The following is an 18,579-nucleotide window of genomic DNA, read 5'->3' as shown; positions in this document are numbered from 1 at the left end:
TCGGTCTAAAATAAATAGTATGAGATTAGACTTTATAAAATTCTCGGTACCAATCAACAAACTGTTTTACACCTTCATCTACAGAAACTGATGGTTTATAACCCACCATATTTTCCAAGGCACTACTATCAGCAAAGGTATCTGGAACATCACCTGGCTGTAAGGGTAATAATTCTAAAATAGCGTCTTGACCGACAGCCTTTTCAATCGCATGAATATATTCGATCAATTTGACTGGATTATTATTGCCGATATTAAAAATACGGAATGGTGCATAGCTGGTCGATGGATCTGGATTTTTGCTGTCCCAATTTGGATTAGGCTGTGCAATTTGATCACTTGAACGAATAATACCTTCGACAATATCTGAGATAAAAGTAAAGTCGCGGGTGTGATTGCCATGATTGAAGACAGGAATAGAGCGACCTTCAATAATATTTTTAGTGAATTTAAATAGTGCCATGTCTGGACGTCCCCAAGGACCGTATACTGTGAAGAAGCGCAGTCCTGTCGTGGGTAAATTAAATAAATGGCTATAACTGTGCGCCATGAGTTCATTGGCACGTTTGGTTGCCGCATAGAACTGAACAGGGTGATTGACACCATGTTTTTCACTAAATGGCATGGTGGTATTGGCACCATAAACACTACTGGTGCTGGCATAAGTCAGATGTGGCGTTTTGGCATAGCGACATGCTTCAAGAATATTGGTGAAGCCAATAAGATTACTCTCTACATAACTAGACGGGTTTTCTAGAGAGTAGCGTACACCTGCCTGAGCTGCTAAATGAATCACTCGATCAAATGAATGATCTTGGAAGCATTGGTCAACAATAGTTTTATCTGCAAGGTTGGCACGAATAAAAATGAAAGAACCTTGAGCGTGTTCTGCTGTATTTTTTAAAACGTCTAATCTGGCTTCTTTCAATGCAGGATCATAGTAATCATTGACATTGTCAAACCCAACAACATCATCACCACGTTCTAATAGTTTTTTTGCAACATTGAAACCAATAAATCCTGCTGCCCCTGTAACGAGAACTTTCATTCATCTGCTCCGAAAATATCTCGTGTATAAACTTTGTCGAGTACATCACTGAGATCGCTTGAAATACGATTGGCAATAATTACATCACTTTGCTGTTTAAATTGCGCTAAATCATTGACCACTTTTGATTTAAAGAAATCATCATCTTGTAAAGTTGGTTCATAGACAATCACTTCAATTCCTTTTGCCTTGATACGTTTCATCACGCCTTGAATTGCTGAAGCCCTAAAGTTGTCTGAACCACTTTTCATAACTAAACGATAAATTCCGACCGTATTCGGGTTGCGTGCAATGATCGAGTCAGCAATGAAGTCTTTACGTGTACTATTTGAATCAACAATGGCCTGAATCAAATTGCTCGGCACATGATGATAATTTGCTAGAAGTTGCTTGGTATCCTTAGGGAGACAATATCCGCCATAACCAAAAGATGGGTTGTTATAATGATTCCCGATGCGTTGGTCCAGACAAACACCCTCAATAATTTGTTGAGTATCTAAACCAAAAATTTGCGCATAAGTATCAAGTTCATTGAAGTAAGCAACACGCATCGCCAAGTAAGTGTTGGCAAATAGTTTGATGGCTTCTGCCTCAGTAGAGTCAGTAAATAAAACTGGACTATCTTTTTTAATTGCGCCTTCGATCAGTAAATCAGCAAATTGCTGTGCACGCTCAGACTTTTCACCCACAATAATTCGGGATGGGTATAAATTGTCATGTAGTGCTTTGCCTTCACGTAAAAATTCAGGTGAGAAAACGAGATTCTCAGTATGAAATTTTTCTTTTAAACTTTTGGTAAAGCCCACTGGGACAGTAGATTTGATCACCATTACAGCATGCGGATTAACTGTTAAGACTTGCTGAACCACACTTTCCACACTTTGCGTATTAAAATAATTGGTTTTGGTGTCGTAATCTGTTGGGGTTGCGATGATCACAAAATCAGCATTTTGATAAGCTGTTTTATAATCTGTGGTCGCTGTGAAATTCAGTGTTTTTTCTTTTAAAAATAATGAAATATCAGCATCTTGGATAGGCGATATTTGATTGTTGAGCATGTTAACTTTAGATTCTAAAATATCAACAGCAACAACTTCATGATGTTGTGCAAATATCATTGAATTGGATAAGCCAACGTAACCTGTTCCAGCGACTGCTATTTTCATAAAAACCTAATATAGAAAATGTGCTTGCAAAAGTTGTATTCGGCATTTTAACGAATTGTTTAAAGCATCCCATTCTCAAAAAACTGGAATAATGAAATAAACATCATACGTATAAATGACTTGAGCATCATAGCATATTCTGATGAAACAAATTGTTCAGCATATGCAATCGAATACAGTAACTTGGCTATGGTAATGGTATGATATAGAGATTGCTCAGGTGGAAGATTGATGCATGCAGGTTAATGAATCAAATTTACAGTCAAATAATTTAGTTGAATCAGAACAAAATATTGTTTTGTGTATGAAATGGGGAACCAAGTATGGTGCAGACTATGTCAATCGACTGTATAACATGGTCAAAAGACATACCACCATTGATTTTAAAATGGTCTGTTTGACTGACCGTACAGAAGGTATCAACGCCGACATTCAATGTTTTCCAATTCCACCATTAGCATTGCCTGAAGGAAGCCCAGAACGTGGCTGGAACAAATTATCGACTTTTGAACCTGACTTATATGGTTTAAAAGGGAATTTACTGTTCTTAGATCTTGATGTGGTGATTGTTGATAATATTGATGATTTCTTTACTTATCCGGGTGAGTTCTTAATTATTCATGATTGGAAACGCCCTTGGCGAGTCACAGGAAATAGTTCTGTGTACCGTTTTAAATTGGGTTCTTTTCCAGACATTTTGCCTTACTTTCGAGAAAACTTTAAAGAAATTAGCCATAAGTTTAGAAATGAACAAGAATATTTGTCGTGGTATGTCGATCAGCAGAAAAAGCTCAGCTATTGGCCAAAAGATTGGTGTAAGAGTTATAAATATCATTGTTTACAAAAGCTGCCTTTGGCCTATTTTAAGCCACCAGTAAAACCACAAGATGCCAAAATCATTATTTTTCATGGTGAAATTAATCCACCTGATGCAGTCACGGGTGGCGGTGGTAAATGGTATCGTTATGTATTGCCTTCAGACTGGATTAAAGACGCTTGGCAATAATGTCATTCATATTATTTGATAAAATTTGAGAACAAGATAGATGCAGAACCTTGATATCGTGATTGCTTGGGTCGATGGCAATGATGTTGAGTTAAAACGTAAACGTCATTTGTACCTGACAGGCAATGATGCCAGTGATGCTGTCAGTGAAACCCGTTTTGCCAGTAATGATGAAATCTATTACAACATTGCATCTATATTGAAATATGTTCCTTTTTGCCGTCATATTTTGATTGTTACGGATGGTCAGCAACCTGAGTTTTTAAATGAATTTGTCGTACAAGGTCTTTGTGATACAAATAAAATCCGAGTGGTTGATCATCGAGAAATTTTTGCAGGCTTTGAACAATTTCTACCGACTTTTAATACCCGCTCTATAGAAAGTATGTTGTGGAATATTCAAGGCTTGTCAGACTATTTTATCTATTTAAATGATGATTTCTTTTTTAATGCATCGGCTCAGGTTGAAGATTTTCTTGAACAAGACAAAATCGTGACCTATGGGCATTGGAAAAGTTGTTTTAGTTACAAGACTAAACTCAAATATCGTCAATTTTTAAATCGAAATTTTAACAAACCCATTCAACCTGGACATGTCATTGCGCAGATGTTGGGTGCTGATATCTTAGGGTTTAAAGAATTTTTTGAAATCCATCATTATCCGCATTGTGTAGATCGTAAAATTTTAAGCGAATATTTATTGAATCACCCAACCTTATTAGAAACACAAATTAAATATAAATTTCGTAGTGTTGAGCAATTGAATCCAATTTCGTTGATGAATCATTTAAAAATTCAAAAAGGTGAAGCAGTGTTAAAGCCAGATTTAGCTTTAGCCTATTTAAAAAATGCTGAAAGTTTAAATGTGTTTATACAAGCTCTAAATCAAGATCAGATTAAATATGGCTGTATTCAAAGTTTGGATCAGTTGACTCCACAAGATGCAGTCCAAGTCAAAAATGCAATGATCGCTAAGTTTAGTGATTATCTACCTCAGTCTGTCATCTCAAAGGACGTTTTATCATTGGAAGTTTTTCATGAAAGTTGAAACATATCTTATTAATCTTGATGGCAGTGATGAGCGACTTCAACGAGCAACGGAACAGTTACAAGCAGTTGATTGGTCGTTCCAACGATTTTCTGCCTATGATGGTCGAGGGCAGGATTTAGCTTCATTTGAAAATTATGATGATGTTGCAACTCAACAAACTTTAGGGCGTCGACTGCTGAATTCTGAATTAGGTTGTTATCTCAGCCATTATGGTTGTGCCGAAAAGTTTTTACAAACTGATGCAGATTATTTGGTGGTTTTAGAAGATGATATGAAAATCACCACTGACTTTAAAACATCTGTAGAGCAAATTTTGTCATATTTAGATCAGCATCAGGATCTAGATTGGTATCTGATAAATTTGGCTGCCAAGAAGAAAAAGTTTGCAAAAGATATCGTAAAAATAGATGATTTTTCACTATGGCATGCTTATTATTTCCCGATTCGCGGATTAGGTTTAATATGGTCAAGAAAAGGTGCTGAAGCATTCGTCGTTTCTGGTAAAACGATGACCATGCCAGTAGATATTTTTTTCCAAACATGGCTGAGTAAAAATGGCAAAGGCTTAGGTGTTTGGCCAGCCTTGGTGAAGCCAGCTGGTTTAGATAGTGATATTTTGGGTACTGTGGCAACACAGGGGATTTCTCGGAAAGAGAAGGAAAATCGTGACAGCTCTTATGGCTTAAAAAAACAAAAGCGGATGTGGCGTGATCGTCTGTATGCTTTTAAACATCTTTATTTTTGAATGAATTAAGGTTTTAAGTTCTGGAATGTATTCGATATTTTGAATGCTGTTTAGGGCGCTTGTTATTGTTATTGTGTGCTTATTAAAGTATTAGGTCTTTATATGAAAATTTTTAAAAAACTATTCTATTTGGCTAAATTTCATATGATGTACTATTACAAAATTAGACATACCAATAAAAAGATTGATAATTTTGCGGGACAATTGGTTTTTAATCCTGTTGCTAGCTCTATTGAACTGCCAAAAAAAATATGGATATATTGGGAAGGTAATTTTCCTGAGTTTGTAGAGAAGTGTGTTCAAAATATTCGAGAAAAAAACCTGTCTTATCATGTATATGTACTTAATCCAGAAAATGTAAGTGAGTACAGCGATATTGATTTCTCCTTATTGAAGGATGCAACACCTCAACAAAAGGCTGATTTACTCAGATTTGATCTATTATACCAGCACGGTGGGATTTGGTTGGATGCCAGTATTATTGTTTATGAAAATCTGGACTGGATTCCTGAACTGATGCAAAAAAATCAGACAGAATGTTTTTCTTATTATCGTAAAAAAAATACCACAAATTTTGATTATCCTGTATTGGAAAATTGGTTATTGGCAAGTGTTAAAAATAATGTTTTCTTTAAACATTGGTATGATGAATTATATTTAGCAATTCAGCAAACACCTAAAAGCTATGTACAAAATATTCGAAATACAGAAAAAAATAGCAAAGATTTTTTTCAAAGAATTAGTAATTTGGAATATTTAGTTGCTTATGTTGCCTGCCAGAAAATACTAAGACATTTTTTTCCAAGTATTACTCTGATTGATTGTGATGAAAATGCATTTTATTACCAAGTAAAAAACCGTTGGGTTAAAGAGAAAATTTTGATTAATATGGCAATAAATTATCCGGCTGAAGAATATCCAAAATTAATTAAACTTGCCGGTAAAGAGCGAAATTATTTATGTCAGTATTATAATAAAGGAATGTATTTTAAAGGTTCATTAATTGATTTTTAAAGTTAAATGAAATGTTGAAAGCTATCTTTCTCAAAGGCTTGTACTGAGCTGTTAGGAGATAGATTAATTACTTGAACTTTGTTTTTTTCCAGAAAGGATGCGGCTGCTTTGAATGCAAGAGAAATTGCTTCAAAATCTTGTTCTAAGCGAGTGGGTTGTTTATTTTCAATTGTTTCATAAAATCTTGGTTGAGTAAAATTGCTCATATCAAGACCAGTAATTAATATTCTTTTATAGTTTAGAGCATATGCTATCTGTAATGCGACATAAGCAACAGTATAGTAATCATATACAGCATTGAAAATTTCAGTAGAGAAACCAATATGACTATTTTCAACTAAGTCAGAATTACTTAACGGCTGAGTTAAAATTATTTTGGGTCCCATAAACCGTTCAAGTTTTTTTTCTGTAATCGTTTCTATAATCTTAAGCGTGCATTGAATTTCCTTGCTGAGATATTTTCTTAAAATCAGTTCTAAGCACCGTGGTGTTGTAAAAAAAATACATTCTTTATTTATTAATATTTGAGTAACGAGCTTGAATCTATTCTCAATAAAATCATGATCGATAATAACATAATATTTAAAATTGGTATCTGCTAAACTAATAGCTCCATTTAGCCCAAAATAATCATATTTTTGATTCTTAAAAAAAACCTCATCAATTTCGTTTATTGATGGTCCTGTTGCAACAATTACACAAGTATCATTAACAGGCTTGTGCCATTTTGTATTATCAGAAATTAATCTTTTTTTATAAAATACTTTATCTAAATGACCTAGTTTATTTCTTTCCACATTAAAATATGGCCAATATCGACGATTATGATTAAATGATTTTGAATGAGAGATTTTGTACAAATATTTAAAAAAATTTCTTAATAATATATTTGAAAAAAAATTACTCATAAATTTGATCCATTAGATTGTGTTTTTTACTGAATTAGTTCATATAAATAGAGAAATCATGATACTAATTCAGTAGTAATATAGATGATATGGTTTACAGAGCTTACTCATCTAATGTAAATTTTTGTGCTTTAAACTTTGATTTTATTTTTCCAAAAAATTTATTTAACCAGTGAGTTTCAATTTCAGGACGAGTTATCTTATTTCCGTGATAATTGATTTGTGATGCTTTATTAAAGTCACCATATGCAGGAACTTTGTAGTTTTCTAATGAATAACCAGCATCTATTGCATTTTGATAATATTGATCAAATAACTCAGTCAAGTCCTGTCGAGGGTGAGGAAAAATTTTACCGTCGAACCAATGCTTTTGGTTGTTTAATTTTAAACGTGGAATTGAATATTTATGACTAAATTGGGTACCCATATCTGAATAGTGGAGTATTTTAATCTCTGTTATCGGAAGCTCTTCACCATCGATACAATTGTATGAGCTTATATAATTTTGTACGAGCTCAGGTTTATCTTGGATAAGCTTCATTAATTTTTTATGACCATCAGGATCTGTTTTGAGTTGTTGCAATGGAGGTAAGTATTTCTTTGCAACTTCACAATTCCACACACAAGTACATAATCTTGCTGTGCTTTTTCCACCTTTTGCAATGACCATTGTATCTTGGTTGAAAGGTGTATTCCACAATTCAGCTATATCGGTTAAAACAATTACATCGGCATCCATATAGATAGCACGACCTTCAAAATTACATAATTGAGGAATAGCCCAGCGGAAACCAGAAAAGGGTGTAGCCCATTTTTCAGTATGCCAACCTAAATGATGAGTTTGGTCTGAAAACCAAGGACTATCAGGATCATGACTAAGTTGCATCCAAGTGATTTCAACTGGATACTGTGTATTTTTTCGAATGCTGTAGTCAAGAACCATCATTTGTTCAAGGTCACAATTATTAGGATCACAACCTACAAAAATTTTAATGACATCATTTGACATATAGATTCTCTTCAAATTTTGTATATTTGCTATATTAGCAAATTATTGGTAGTAATTAAGAATAAATTAGAAAATATCATGAAATCTAGTATATGAATTTAAATATATGATTTTTATTCACTTTATTTGGGGTTTGCATGAGGTAAATTGATTTCTGTGTATGGATGGCAATCTAATAAATTTCTGATCCAATTTTTAAAGCCATATTTCTCTCGGATTTTGATATCAATTGAGACAAGTGGTTTTGATAGAAAGTCTTTTAACATTGATAAATCTTTTCCATCCCATATTAAGATATTATTGGGGTGATAAAAATCGTAATCCATGACAGTTTTATTGTTCGTAATTAATTTTTTTTCATAATATAATGCTTCAAATGTTCTAAATGATAAACCATTGTGAACAGGATTAACGATGTCTACTAAAATATCTGCCTGATTAATATGATATAAATTGTCATCAAATTCGATGTTCTTTTTAATTAATTTAATATCTTTGCATTTATACTGAGCTTGATTATCAGGATCTCTCTTTAAAAATCTAATATTAAAATCCAATTTTATTCCGTGTTTAATTAATTCTTGAGCACAAATATCAAGAGAAATAACTCGTTCATCAAAATGTAAACCAACAAAATAAGCAATAATGCCTTGATGTGGAATTGGTTGAGGTTGATACATGTCAAAATAAAAATTTGTAGTGCCTAATAAATTGTATTTATTATAGTCTGCATTAGATAGATCAGTATTATCAAAAACAAAAAAACGATCAAAGTAAGGAATAGATAATAATGTTGTGGGGAAACGTGCTAATCCATTCCATTGATAACCAATAAACTGACTGGTATGAGTTTTAAGAAGTTGTAAGTGTTCTAACTCAAATAAATCTGGTCGAATAACTAAGGTGTAATCGCTTTTTTGGTCAATAAGCTGTGTTTGAATACTTTGAGTAATAGTCTTATGTTTTATAATCTGTTTTGCTTTTAACTTATATGAAGAGTCAGAGAAAAACAATTTACGGAAAAAACTATAAAGTGAATTTAAAAATGGTAACTTTATACGTTTCAAATGCTCAGGAGAACTATTAATAAATTTAATATCAAAATTATGATATTTTAGATTCTTTTGAATAGGAGATGCAAAGTTACTATGGCTTGGCATAGCTAAGACTATTTTAGTGATTTTCATATGCTATCTCCAGACCAGAATCTATAAGGCGTCTATTGAGTAATTTAAATTAATGAATTTTAGATCATTTATTTATACAAATTCCGTTCACCCTCTAATTTACGGAAACGTTTATAGCCCCATAAATACTGTTCTGGTGCAACATTAATCATCCGTTCCATTTCTTTATTGAGTGTGTCTACAGAAAGTTGTAAATCCTTGGAATTAATATCTGGAGACAATGCTGTAAAATGCAAATCAAAACCAGCGTAATCTGCACGACGAATACAGGTGAGTCCAACCACAGAACATTGGGTTTTCGCTGCTAGTTTAGACAGTAAGGTTGATGAAAAAGCCTTTTGTCCAAAAAAGTCCGAATATACACCGCCAGATTCTTTGGGAATATGATCTGGAAGTATGGCAGAAAAGCCACCTTGTTTTAAGTGTTTAAATAAAGCACGTACACCCGTATCATCTGTGGGAACTAATGTTGCTTTGAGTTGTTGTCTAGACTCTAGCATAAATCGGTCTAGATCTTTATTTTTACTCGGTTTATACATAATGACAGGATGTGTGTGCTGGTTCACCCAAGCATTCATCAATTCCCAATTCCCAAAATGAGGAACAACACCTAAAGTTCCATTGGGATTTTTTAACGCATTGAGAAAAATTTCAGCATTATGTACTTGTTTGATTTGATTTAAGGCAAATTCAGGAGGAGAGCCCCAAACTTTGATCGACTCTACATAGGTCATGCACTGACTTTTCAAACTGGCTTTAATCAATGCCTGACGTTGCTGTTCTTCAAGCGTAGGATAGGCTGCTTGTATATTGATTTCTGTAATTCGTTTTGCTGAGGAGTTACTGATAAATAATAAACTGCCAACCCCTCTCGCAATAGTCTGAATCATGCAGAAAGGCAAACGAGAAAAATTTTTAAGTAAGTTATACATGGATTAGAAATTAATCGCGATCAGCATTACCTTTCAACACCAAATAGATCAGTGCTGAAATAATAAAAAAACCAGCAATAAAACTACTCATACTGAAATAGAGAATACGTTGATAAGTATCTAAGTTAAATAACTGGTGATTGAGAATATAACGCATGAATCCCCATTGAACCACTGAAAATACAATGATAATGATTGTATGACGAAGTACATTAGGACGCATAGCCATCGGTTTTCACCTTAAAAGTTAACCTGCTCATTATGCCATTTATGAGAATTTATCTCAATTCGAACCTAAATAAATAAGATGCTACTTAAAAATAAAAAACCCTGTTAAAAAACAGGGTTTTTCATGCTGAATAAAGAATTAAGCTTCTTTGGTTTCAACTTTAGCTTTTTCACGTAAGCGAATACCAAGATCACGTAATTGATTTGGTTCTACTGGTGCAGGTGCTTGTGTAAGCGGACATTCAGCTGTTTTAGTTTTCGGGAATGCAATCACATCACGAATCGAAGATGAACCTGTCATCAACATAACCAAACGGTCAAGACCAAATGCTAAACCACCATGCGGAGGCGCACCGAATTTTAATGCATTTAATAAGAAGCTAAATTTCTCTTCAGCTTCTTCTTCACCAATACCTAATGCTTCAAAAATCGCTTTTTGCATTTCTAAAGTATAGATACGAAGTGAACCACCACCAATTTCAGTACCGTTAAGTACCATATCGTAAGCGACTGAAAGTGCTTGACCTGGATTGTTTTTCACCTCTTCAACACTTGATTTTGGTAGTGTGAACGGGTGATGAACAGAGGTCCATTTACCATCATCAGTTTCTTCAAACATTGGGAAGTCAACCACCCAAAGCGGTGCCCACTCACAAGTCGACATGTTCATGTCATGTCCGATCTTGATACGTAACGCACCCATTGCGTCATTTACGACTTTGGCTTTATCTGCGCCGAAGAATACGATATCACCATTTTCAGCACCAACACGTTTTAATAGATCGAGTACGATTGGCTCGATAAATTTAACGATAGGTGACTGTAGCCCTTCAACACCTTTTTCAAGTTCATTGACTTTAATATAAGCCAAACCTTTTGCACCATAGATACCAACAAATTTTGTATATTCGTCAATTTGGCTGCGTGGTAAAGAACCTGCGCCTGGAACTCGTAGTGCAACAATACGACCTTTAGGATCTTTAGCTGGACCTGCAAACACTTTGAACTCAACGTCTTGCATCATGTCGGCAACGTCTACAAGTTTCAAAGGAATACGCAAATCTGGTTTATCTGATGCATAGTCACGCATTGCATCTGCATAAGTCATACGCTGGAATTTATCGAATTTCACGCCAAGAAGTTCATTGAACATCTTCACAGTCATGCCTTCCATCAAATCCATAATATCGTCATCGTTTAAGAACGATGTTTCGATGTCGATTTGAGTGAATTCTGGCTGACGGTCTGCACGTAAGTCTTCGTCACGGAAACACTTAGCGATTTGGTAATAACGATCTACACCGCCAACCATTAACAATTGTTTAAATAATTGTGGTGATTGTGGAAGAGCATAGAAGCTACCATTTGAAACACGGCTTGGCACTAAATAGTCACGTGCACCTTCTGGAGTAGCACGTGTTAAAATAGGTGTTTCAACATCAAGGAAACCATGTTCGTCTAAGTAGTTACGAATTAATGTTGTTACTTTAGAACGGAAACGTAAGCGATCAATCATCTCTGGACGACGAATATCAAGGAAGCGATATTTCAGACGAATTTCTTCAGAAATGTTGGCATTTTCATCATTCAATGGGAATGGTGGGGTTTCAGATGCAGCAAGAACTTCGATTTCTTTACCTAAAACTTCAATTTGACCGCTCACCATATTGGCATTTTCAGTACCTTCGTAACGACGACGTACACGACCAACTATTTTTAATACATATTCTGAACGTGCTTTATCGGCGGTTGAAAATGCTTCTGGTGTATCAGGATCAATGACCACTTGAACGAGACCATCACGATCACGCATATCAAGGAAAATTACACCACCGTGATCACGACGACGATGTACCCAACCACACAGGGTTACAGTTTGGTCAATTTGAGCTTCGGTTAAAGAACCGCAATAATGAGTTCGCATCATAGCGTTAGAAATCCAACTATATGGGTTAAGGAAGCGAATACGTAAACAGCGCATCGCCTAAAAATGTAATGTGAGATTATGCCTCTTTGGGCGATGAGTCACAAGGACTTGTGCTAAAAACTACAACATTGCCTGATGAATTTAAGCTAATTTGTGCAAAATTTTGCTGACTCAACCTGCAAAGTTTAAACGAAAGTATTTAGTGTCTATTGACAATGCAACCATGTATTTGTGATGTGTCAACAGACTCTAAACTGAGTCAAAATATTTTTTATGATTTAAATACAGAAAAAGACAGCAACCTAAGCTAAAGCAGATCATGGAAGCTTGAGTAAAAACTTTCATAAAGAAACCAATCAGTACATAAAGATCTGTTTGTTTGGGAATTATGCCACTTTCATTTGCTGTATGAATGTAATAAAGACAGCCACTAAAGAAGGAAATTGCAAATAAAGATAGACAGAAAATGAATACTTTGCGGTTAAGTGGTTCGGTACTTCTATATTTAAAAAAATAGTGTAGCCCCATCCAGAATAAGAATGGTAAAGCAACAACTGAACAACCGATTTGTAGGACTTTATGCATTGGGTACACATGGTCAAAGATTGAGACAGATTGTGCTAAAAAGTCGTTAAAAGCAAAAGTTCTAAAATCTAAATGTGTTAAACCATCCCAAATAATATGGGTAGCTGTGCCTAATATAATCGCCAATATCATCCAGAATAAAAATTTAAAAAAACTTAAAGCTGAATGGATATTGAGTGGCTTAGAAAGCCCCAAAAACCTAAACAATAAGGGGCGATACAGTACGTACCACAATAGGCAAAATAATAATCCAACATACAAATCTGGATAAATTATACCTTTAAACTGATGATTTAAATGGATTTCAGTTTGTACTAGCACACGATATAAATCAGGCGTCATTGTGCCAATTGCGAGTGCGGCAATTGGTAAACGATTACCTGAAAGTTTAGAAAGTGGTGGCGCTAAAACAGCATGAGACAGTGTAAACGGCATTGAGTTGAAAGATTGCAAACATGATTTTAATTTGATTCTAAACAAAATAATAAAGCTAGAATGTTTTTTATTGCAAAAATATTGAAATGTTATAATATAACATAAATTCAAAACATCGAGCTTCGAGAGCACCTCATGTCTTTTTCTAAAAGCGTACTGACACTTTCAATAACAGCGATCATTTCGACCTCTATTTGGGCAGAAGATCAGACCAATACAGAGAAAAATCCACAACAATTAGAAACCATTACAGTTGTTGGTCATCCACTGGTTCCTTCTAGCCAAGATTTTGGTGCTGCAGATGAAACTGTTTCACGTGAAAAATTACAACAATCAGGAACAACTTTGGGGGAAGCGCTGAAAGATGAGTTAGGGGTTTACTCTAATACATTTGGTACAGGTTCGAGCCGTCCAGTTATTCGAGGTCAGGAAGGGGCTCGTGTAAAAGTTACACAAAATGCGACAGAAACGATGGATGTTTCTAGTTTATCGCCAGACCATGCTGTCACTGTAGATCCACAGCTTGCACAAAAAGTAGAAATTGTTCGTGGACCGTCCACATTACTTTATGGTGCAGGTTCAGTCGGTGGTTTAGTCAATGTGATTGATAGCAAAATCCCAACTGCAATGCCTGAAAATGGTTATGAAGGGAATGTGGGACTTCGTTATAACACAGGCAATGATGAAAAAATGGCACATGCAGGCGTTACCGTTGGACTGGGTTCAAATGTGGCTTTGCGAGTTGAAGGATTAAAACGTGATGCGAATGATTACATTACGCCAGACTATATGGTCACAGAAGAGCATGGTGATCACGCACATACAACGAAAGAACGTCGTGTAGGCAATACTTTCTCAGAATCGGATAATGTCAACGTCGGTTTGTCATGGATTGGTGAGCGTGGTTTCGCCGGAATTTCTTATAGTAATCGTAAAGATCAGTATGGTTTGCCTGGACACAGTCATGAGTATGAGTCATGCCATTTGCATGGTTTATCACTACATTGTGGTGCGCATGATGATGGCGATGACGATGATCATGCTGGACATGATCATGGTGAAGAGGGTCATGATCATGCAGAAGCTGGTCCATGGATTGATATGAAAACGGATCGCTATGATTTCCGTTCTGAGTTAAATGAGCCATTTGCGGGCTTCAAGAAACTCAGAGCGCAGGCAAGTTATACAGACTACAAGCATGATGAAATTGAAGATGGTACGCCAATGACAACGTTCAAGAGCAAAGGCTATGAAGGTCGTATCGAATTGGTACATAATCCCGTTGCTGCATGGGACGGTGTTTGGGGTGTACAAGCAAGCCAACAAAAGCTAGATATTACTGGAGAAGAAGCTGTTCTTGCTCCAAATAAGACACAAAAATATAGTCTGTTTGGCTTAGAACACCGTCAAATTGGTGATTTCCATGTTGAATTGGGTACCCGTTTTGATCACCAAACGGTCGATGTCGATTCTGAACAAAAAGATTTCGATGGAAATGCATTCTCATATTCAGGTGCTGTAAATTGGGCTTTCTCACCGAATTACACGCTCTCTTTAACTGGTTCTCATCAAGAACGTTTACCTTTGGCGCAAGAGCTTTATGCGGATGGTAAACATTATGCAACCAATACATATGAATTGGGCAATGAAAACCTAAATAAAGAAAAGTCAAACAACGTTGAACTCGGATTACATTTTGACAATGATAAGCTCAGCTATCATGTGCATGTATACCACAATTGGTTTGACAACTATATTTATGCCAAAACGCTAGATCAATATGAAAACTTCCGTTTAATTAAATATAGCCAAGACAAAGCCAAGTTCTACGGTACAGAAGGTGAAGTTGCATATCAATGGAATGAAGTCTATAACACCAGTTTGTTTGGTGATTATGTTCGTGGCAAAATCGAAGATGAAAATGCTCCACGTGTTCCAGCAGGGCGTTTAGGTGCACGTGTAAATGCTGACTTTGACGATCATTGGTCTGGCTCTGCTGAATATTCGCATGTATTTAACCAAGACAAATTTGCGTCTTATGAGCAAGAGACCAAAGGTTATAATATGGTGAATGTCGGATTGGCTTATAAATACCCAATGTCAAATCAGCAAGAAGCAAAAATTTTCTTTAAAGCAAACAATCTGTTAGATGAGAAAGTATATAATCACACTTCTTTCTTAGCGAACATTCCACAAATTGGACGTAACTTTGTGATTGGAATGGACTATAAGTTCTAAGTTATTTATTCTCATTCACCAAATCGTTATTGAAAAATAAAGGAATTCGACCTAGGCTCTAATGGTCTGTTCATGATTGATCAATCTTTACTTGAACGTAAGTGATTGATCACTTGTACAGACCCTGAATTAGTCTAGGTCTTTTTTATGCGTATCTTTAATAGAATTCACAGCAAGCTGAATTGGTCAAAACGCCGCTATTTCGGCATTATTTTGAGTGTGTTGGCTTTGGGTTATCTCGCATCAGCGATTTACCACACCTATAAACCAATGCCAAAAGGTTTAAATTTTACCGGACCTTTGCGTCATGCAGATGTGAAATTCATTGCTGATGAAACCTATATTGATGCGCAGGGTAAACAACAACTTGATCAGCATATTTTTGATCAAATCTTACAATTGATTAAACAAGCAAAAACCACCATTGTCATAGATATGTTTTTGTTTAATAGCGAAGTGGGTGAATCAAAAGTTCAGCAACGTGCGTTAACTCAACAGTTGACGCAAGCTTTAGTCAATCAGAAAGTTGTGAATCCAGCATTGGAAATTAAGTTTATTACTGATCCAATTAATTCGGTGTATGGTGGTATTCAACCTGAACAATATCGGCAATTACGCTTGGGTGGAATAGAGGTCATCGAAACTAATTTAACGCCATTACGAGCTTCGAATCCAGCATGGTCTGGGATTTGGTATCTGTGCTGTCAGGATATTGGAAATAATCCTGAAAAAGGATGGTTGAACAATCCTTTTGGTAAAGAAAAAATCACCGTACGTAGTTATTTAAACTTATTTAATTTTAAGGCCAATCATCGTAAAACCATAGTCGTGGATACGGATGAAGGCTGGAAAACGCTAGTCACTTCTGCCAACCCGCATGATGGAAGCTCTCGCCACTCCAATGTCGCTTTGTTGGTTAATGGTGCGATCGCAACAGATCTTTTGGCATCAGAACAAGCTGTTGCGCATTTATCTGGTGCAGATACACCGTTTATTGTTTTTGGGAAATTGCCAGAAAACCCAAATGCTCCTCAAGTGCAAGTGCTGACTGAAAAAGCGATTTATGAGGCAGTTTTAAACATGCTGGCATCTGCAAAAGCCAATGATCAAATTGACTTAGCGATGTTTTATTTATCTGAGCGCAAGATTGTTCAAGCATTGATTGCTGCAAAACAACGTGGGGTAAAATTAAGAATTTTACTCGACCCCAATAAAGACGCTTTTGGTCGTCAGAAAAATGGTATTCCAAATCGACAGGTTGCTTCAGAATTACATAATGAAGGTATTGATGTCCGTTGGTGTAATACACAAGGCGAGCAATGCCATAGTAAGATGATTGTAAAACGCAACGCACAATCAGCAGAGTTGATTTTAGGTTCAGCCAATTTTACCGCACGTAATTTGAAAAACTATAATTTAGAAACCGATTTACGGGTCTTAGGCAATCCACAGCAGCAAGTATTTATTGATGCTGAACAGTATTTTAATACAGCTTGGTCAAATCTCAATGGTCGTCAAATGAGTGTGGATTACAGCAAATATGCGGATGATTCGAAACTGAAATATGGAGTTTACCGATTTATGGAGTGGAGTGGTTTATCCACCTTTTAAAAAAATATGTACCGAAATGAATGGTTTTCGGTACATAATCTTCAGCTGAGTATATTTTAATAACAAAGCTGAGCTTTTTATGAGAACTTTACAAACTTCATTTTTAAAATCCCTTTTTACATTTAGCCTTATTATTTCACCATTGAGTTTTGCTGAAAATCCTTTATTAACTCAAGCAAAAATATTGCAAACAGGTAGCCCAACTGTTTTAATCAATACGGATAAAGCAATTCAATTACTTCAACAGGCATCCGATCAAGGAGATGCAGAAGCTTACTTTTTACTGGCGAAGTATTATTCTAATTCAGCAGATTATCGGTTTTTACCTGAAAATAATCATTTATATAAAAAATTACGCTTAGAAGCTGCACAGCGTGGAAATTTTGATGCCTATTTATCATTGGATTTAGAAGCAGAAGTGGCTGAAGGCTTTGGTATTTCTAACGATATTAAGCAAAATTTATTAAAAATTCGCCCGAAGATTTTAGAACTTGCTGAACAAGGTGATACAGGTGCAATGCGTACTTTAGTTTATGCATTGGATAATGATGCTGACGGGTATAGTGATGAACAGTGTCAGTGGTTATTTCAGGCAGTCCAAAAAGGAGACACATTAAAAGCTGGAGCGCTGATTCAAAATTGTCCAGAGAAAATATTAAAAAGACTGGGGGCAAAGACTAAACAAGACTATGCAAGAGCCTATAAAGACAGTGATTTAGCTTATTTTAAAATGCTTCAGCAACGTTCTAATCAAGGCGATATTAATGCAAAAATCAAATTACTTGATGATTATGCTTCAGACTCATATTTATCAGACAAGGAGATTAAGCAACTAGAAAATTCAATTTTAGCACACTATGAAAAACAAGCTGCCAAAGGGGCAAGTGATGCATATTTGATGCTCGCATTAAAAAAAGACACAGATAAAGATAAGCAAGATTTGTATAGCAAAGCGGCTTTACTCAATAATCATGTTGCATTAACCGAGCTTGGATCTGATTATTTATTGGTGAATGATGAAGATCAAAAAGATATTCACAAGGGATTAGATTATTTAAAGAAAGCGGCTGCCCAAAACGATCCTGAAGCAATAAATTATCTTGGTGTTTGGTATTTCAATGAAGAAAATGAAGATTACGATGAAGTGCTTGCCCAAAAATATTTTAAGCAGGCTGCGGAATTAGGATCAGTCAATGCAATGGATAATCTTGCACGTATTATGGATCAGCCTGAGGATTATCGTTGGGCGGTTTTAGCTTATGAAAACGGATCATCTGAGGAAGATACGCAAAGCAAAGCTTTAGAGGCGTATCAAACAGGTAAGGGAACAACGAAAGACCCCGTTAAAGCGAGAAAGCTTAAAACCTATATTCAGATGCGTGCGCAATTCAATAATAACCTCAGTGGTCTGATGAAAAGTTTGAATAATGATAGTGAGCAAGCTGAAACCGAATCTAAGAACCGAAAAAGATAGATTCGGTTCTCAGAA

At 35.5% G+C, this 18,579-nt stretch carries 16 protein-coding genes; 7 read left to right on the top strand and 9 right to left on the bottom strand.

Features of this window, described 5'->3' with window-relative positions; genetic code table 11:
- Nucleotides 1-25 precede the first annotated feature (25 nt).
- The gene (locus ACINWC743_RS12515) at nucleotides 26-1,048 is read right to left on the bottom strand and encodes an NAD-dependent epimerase (RefSeq protein WP_009585683.1); all 1,023 of its coding nucleotides are present in this window, start codon (nucleotides 1,046-1,048) and stop codon (nucleotides 26-28) included.
- Nucleotides 1,045-2,214, bottom strand: a complete 1,170-nt coding sequence (locus ACINWC743_RS12510) for a nucleotide sugar dehydrogenase (RefSeq protein WP_009585664.1) — start codon at nucleotides 2,212-2,214, stop codon at nucleotides 1,045-1,047. Before ACINWC743_RS12510 ends, ACINWC743_RS12515 begins: the two co-directional genes overlap by 4 nt.
- Before the next feature lie 235 nt (nucleotides 2,215-2,449).
- On the opposite strand from ACINWC743_RS12510, the gene ACINWC743_RS12505 reads away from it, so the two are divergent.
- The 4 genes from ACINWC743_RS12505 to ACINWC743_RS12490 all read left to right on the top strand — a co-directional run bounded on the left by ACINWC743_RS12505 (nucleotide 2,450) and on the right by ACINWC743_RS12490 (nucleotide 6,030).
- Nucleotides 2,450-3,220, top strand: coding sequence for a hypothetical protein (locus ACINWC743_RS12505; RefSeq protein WP_009585747.1), 771 nt, complete (start codon nucleotides 2,450-2,452; stop codon nucleotides 3,218-3,220).
- Between the two features lie 40 nt (nucleotides 3,221-3,260).
- A complete protein-coding gene (locus tag ACINWC743_RS12500) occupies nucleotides 3,261-4,268 on the top strand; it encodes a hypothetical protein (RefSeq protein WP_009585710.1) in 1,008 nt (335 codons plus the stop codon).
- Nucleotides 4,258-5,016 carry a glycosyltransferase family 25 protein gene (locus ACINWC743_RS12495; RefSeq protein WP_009585733.1) on the top strand — a complete coding sequence of 253 codons (759 nt, stop codon included), beginning with the start codon at nucleotides 4,258-4,260 and terminating at the stop codon, nucleotides 5,014-5,016. Before ACINWC743_RS12500 ends, ACINWC743_RS12495 begins: the two co-directional genes overlap by 11 nt.
- A gap of 102 nt (nucleotides 5,017-5,118) precedes the next feature.
- Nucleotides 5,119-6,030, top strand: coding sequence for a glycosyltransferase family 32 protein (locus ACINWC743_RS12490; RefSeq protein ID WP_009585755.1), 912 nt, complete (start codon nucleotides 5,119-5,121; stop codon nucleotides 6,028-6,030).
- Between the two features lie 2 nt (nucleotides 6,031-6,032).
- Here the strand turns inward: ACINWC743_RS12490 and ACINWC743_RS12485 are convergent, their stop codons facing one another.
- From ACINWC743_RS12485 to ACINWC743_RS12455, 7 genes are all read right to left on the bottom strand, one after another.
- Nucleotides 6,033-6,938: a hypothetical protein gene (locus ACINWC743_RS12485; RefSeq protein WP_009585690.1), complete on the bottom strand. Its 906-nt coding sequence runs from the start codon at nucleotides 6,936-6,938 to the stop codon at nucleotides 6,033-6,035.
- A gap of 103 nt (nucleotides 6,939-7,041) precedes the next feature.
- Nucleotides 7,042-7,947, bottom strand: a complete 906-nt coding sequence (locus tag ACINWC743_RS12480) for a glycosyltransferase (protein ID WP_009585766.1) — start codon at nucleotides 7,945-7,947, stop codon at nucleotides 7,042-7,044.
- A 122-nt stretch (nucleotides 7,948-8,069) separates the two neighbouring features.
- On the bottom strand, nucleotides 8,070-9,134 hold the full coding sequence (locus ACINWC743_RS12475) for a hypothetical protein (protein ID WP_009585699.1): 1,065 nt from the start codon (nucleotides 9,132-9,134) through the stop codon (nucleotides 8,070-8,072).
- Between the two features lie 68 nt (nucleotides 9,135-9,202).
- Nucleotides 9,203-10,066 carry a lysophospholipid acyltransferase family protein gene (locus tag ACINWC743_RS12470; protein ID WP_009585746.1) on the bottom strand — a complete coding sequence of 288 codons (864 nt, stop codon included), beginning with the start codon at nucleotides 10,064-10,066 and terminating at the stop codon, nucleotides 9,203-9,205.
- 10 nt (nucleotides 10,067-10,076) lie between these two features.
- Nucleotides 10,077-10,295, bottom strand: coding sequence for a hypothetical protein (locus ACINWC743_RS12465; RefSeq protein ID WP_004827797.1), 219 nt, complete (start codon nucleotides 10,293-10,295; stop codon nucleotides 10,077-10,079).
- Between the two features lie 138 nt (nucleotides 10,296-10,433).
- Nucleotides 10,434-12,221, bottom strand: a complete 1,788-nt coding sequence (gene aspS / locus ACINWC743_RS12460; protein WP_005030933.1) for an aspartate--tRNA ligase — start codon at nucleotides 12,219-12,221, stop codon at nucleotides 10,434-10,436.
- Nucleotides 12,222-12,470: 249 nt separating this feature from the next.
- Nucleotides 12,471-13,241 (bottom strand): DUF4184 family protein, encoded by a 771-nt coding sequence (locus tag ACINWC743_RS12455; protein ID WP_009585722.1) that lies wholly within the window; start codon nucleotides 13,239-13,241, stop codon nucleotides 12,471-12,473.
- 135 nt (nucleotides 13,242-13,376) lie between these two features.
- Between ACINWC743_RS12455 and znuD the strand changes: the two genes are divergently transcribed.
- The 3 genes from znuD to ACINWC743_RS12440 all read left to right on the top strand — a co-directional run bounded on the left by znuD (nucleotide 13,377) and on the right by ACINWC743_RS12440 (nucleotide 18,564).
- A complete protein-coding gene (gene znuD / locus ACINWC743_RS12450; RefSeq protein WP_009585653.1) occupies nucleotides 13,377-15,479 on the top strand; it encodes a zinc piracy TonB-dependent receptor ZnuD in 2,103 nt (700 codons plus the stop codon).
- A 147-nt stretch (nucleotides 15,480-15,626) separates the two neighbouring features.
- A complete protein-coding gene (locus ACINWC743_RS12445) occupies nucleotides 15,627-17,090 on the top strand; it encodes a phospholipase D family protein (protein WP_009585721.1) in 1,464 nt (487 codons plus the stop codon).
- A gap of 79 nt (nucleotides 17,091-17,169) precedes the next feature.
- Complete coding sequence (locus ACINWC743_RS12440; protein WP_009585743.1) at nucleotides 17,170-18,564, top strand: tetratricopeptide repeat protein; 1,395 nt, start codon at nucleotides 17,170-17,172, stop codon at nucleotides 18,562-18,564.
- Nucleotides 18,565-18,579: the final 15 nt, after the last annotated feature.

Source organism: Acinetobacter sp. WC-743 (assembly GCF_000335555.1).
GTDB classification, from domain to species: Bacteria; Pseudomonadota; Gammaproteobacteria; order Pseudomonadales; family Moraxellaceae; genus Acinetobacter; species Acinetobacter bereziniae.
This window is presented reverse-complemented; position numbering and strand designations above follow the sequence as displayed.

Excerpts from the sequence above, each read along its gene's own strand:
- ACINWC743_RS12515 (WP_009585683.1), bottom strand. The coding sequence starts at position 1,048 with ATGAAAGTTCTCGTTACAGGGGCAGCAGGATTTATTGGTTTCAATGTT.
- ACINWC743_RS12510 (WP_009585664.1), bottom strand. The coding sequence starts at position 2,214 with ATGAAAATAGCAGTCGCTGGAACAGGTTACGTTGGCTTATCCAATTCA.
- ACINWC743_RS12505 (WP_009585747.1), top strand. The coding sequence starts at position 2,450 with ATGCAGGTTAATGAATCAAATTTACAGTCAAATAATTTAGTTGAATCA.
- ACINWC743_RS12500 (WP_009585710.1), top strand. The coding sequence starts at position 3,261 with ATGCAGAACCTTGATATCGTGATTGCTTGGGTCGATGGCAATGATGTT.
- ACINWC743_RS12495 (WP_009585733.1), top strand. The coding sequence starts at position 4,258 with ATGAAAGTTGAAACATATCTTATTAATCTTGATGGCAGTGATGAGCGA.
- ACINWC743_RS12490 (WP_009585755.1), top strand. The coding sequence starts at position 5,119 with ATGAAAATTTTTAAAAAACTATTCTATTTGGCTAAATTTCATATGATG.
- ACINWC743_RS12485 (WP_009585690.1), bottom strand. The coding sequence starts at position 6,938 with ATGAGTAATTTTTTTTCAAATATATTATTAAGAAATTTTTTTAAATAT.
- ACINWC743_RS12480 (WP_009585766.1), bottom strand. The coding sequence starts at position 7,947 with ATGTCAAATGATGTCATTAAAATTTTTGTAGGTTGTGATCCTAATAAT.
- ACINWC743_RS12475 (WP_009585699.1), bottom strand. The coding sequence starts at position 9,134 with ATGAAAATCACTAAAATAGTCTTAGCTATGCCAAGCCATAGTAACTTT.
- ACINWC743_RS12470 (WP_009585746.1), bottom strand. The coding sequence starts at position 10,066 with ATGTATAACTTACTTAAAAATTTTTCTCGTTTGCCTTTCTGCATGATT.
- ACINWC743_RS12465 (WP_004827797.1), bottom strand. The coding sequence starts at position 10,295 with ATGGCTATGCGTCCTAATGTACTTCGTCATACAATCATTATCATTGTA.
- aspS (WP_005030933.1), bottom strand. The coding sequence starts at position 12,221 with ATGATGCGAACTCATTATTGCGGTTCTTTAACCGAAGCTCAAATTGAC.
- ACINWC743_RS12455 (WP_009585722.1), bottom strand. The coding sequence starts at position 13,241 with ATGCCGTTTACACTGTCTCATGCTGTTTTAGCGCCACCACTTTCTAAA.
- znuD (WP_009585653.1), top strand. The coding sequence starts at position 13,377 with ATGTCTTTTTCTAAAAGCGTACTGACACTTTCAATAACAGCGATCATT.
- ACINWC743_RS12445 (WP_009585721.1), top strand. The coding sequence starts at position 15,627 with ATGCGTATCTTTAATAGAATTCACAGCAAGCTGAATTGGTCAAAACGC.
- ACINWC743_RS12440 (WP_009585743.1), top strand. The coding sequence starts at position 17,170 with ATGAGAACTTTACAAACTTCATTTTTAAAATCCCTTTTTACATTTAGC.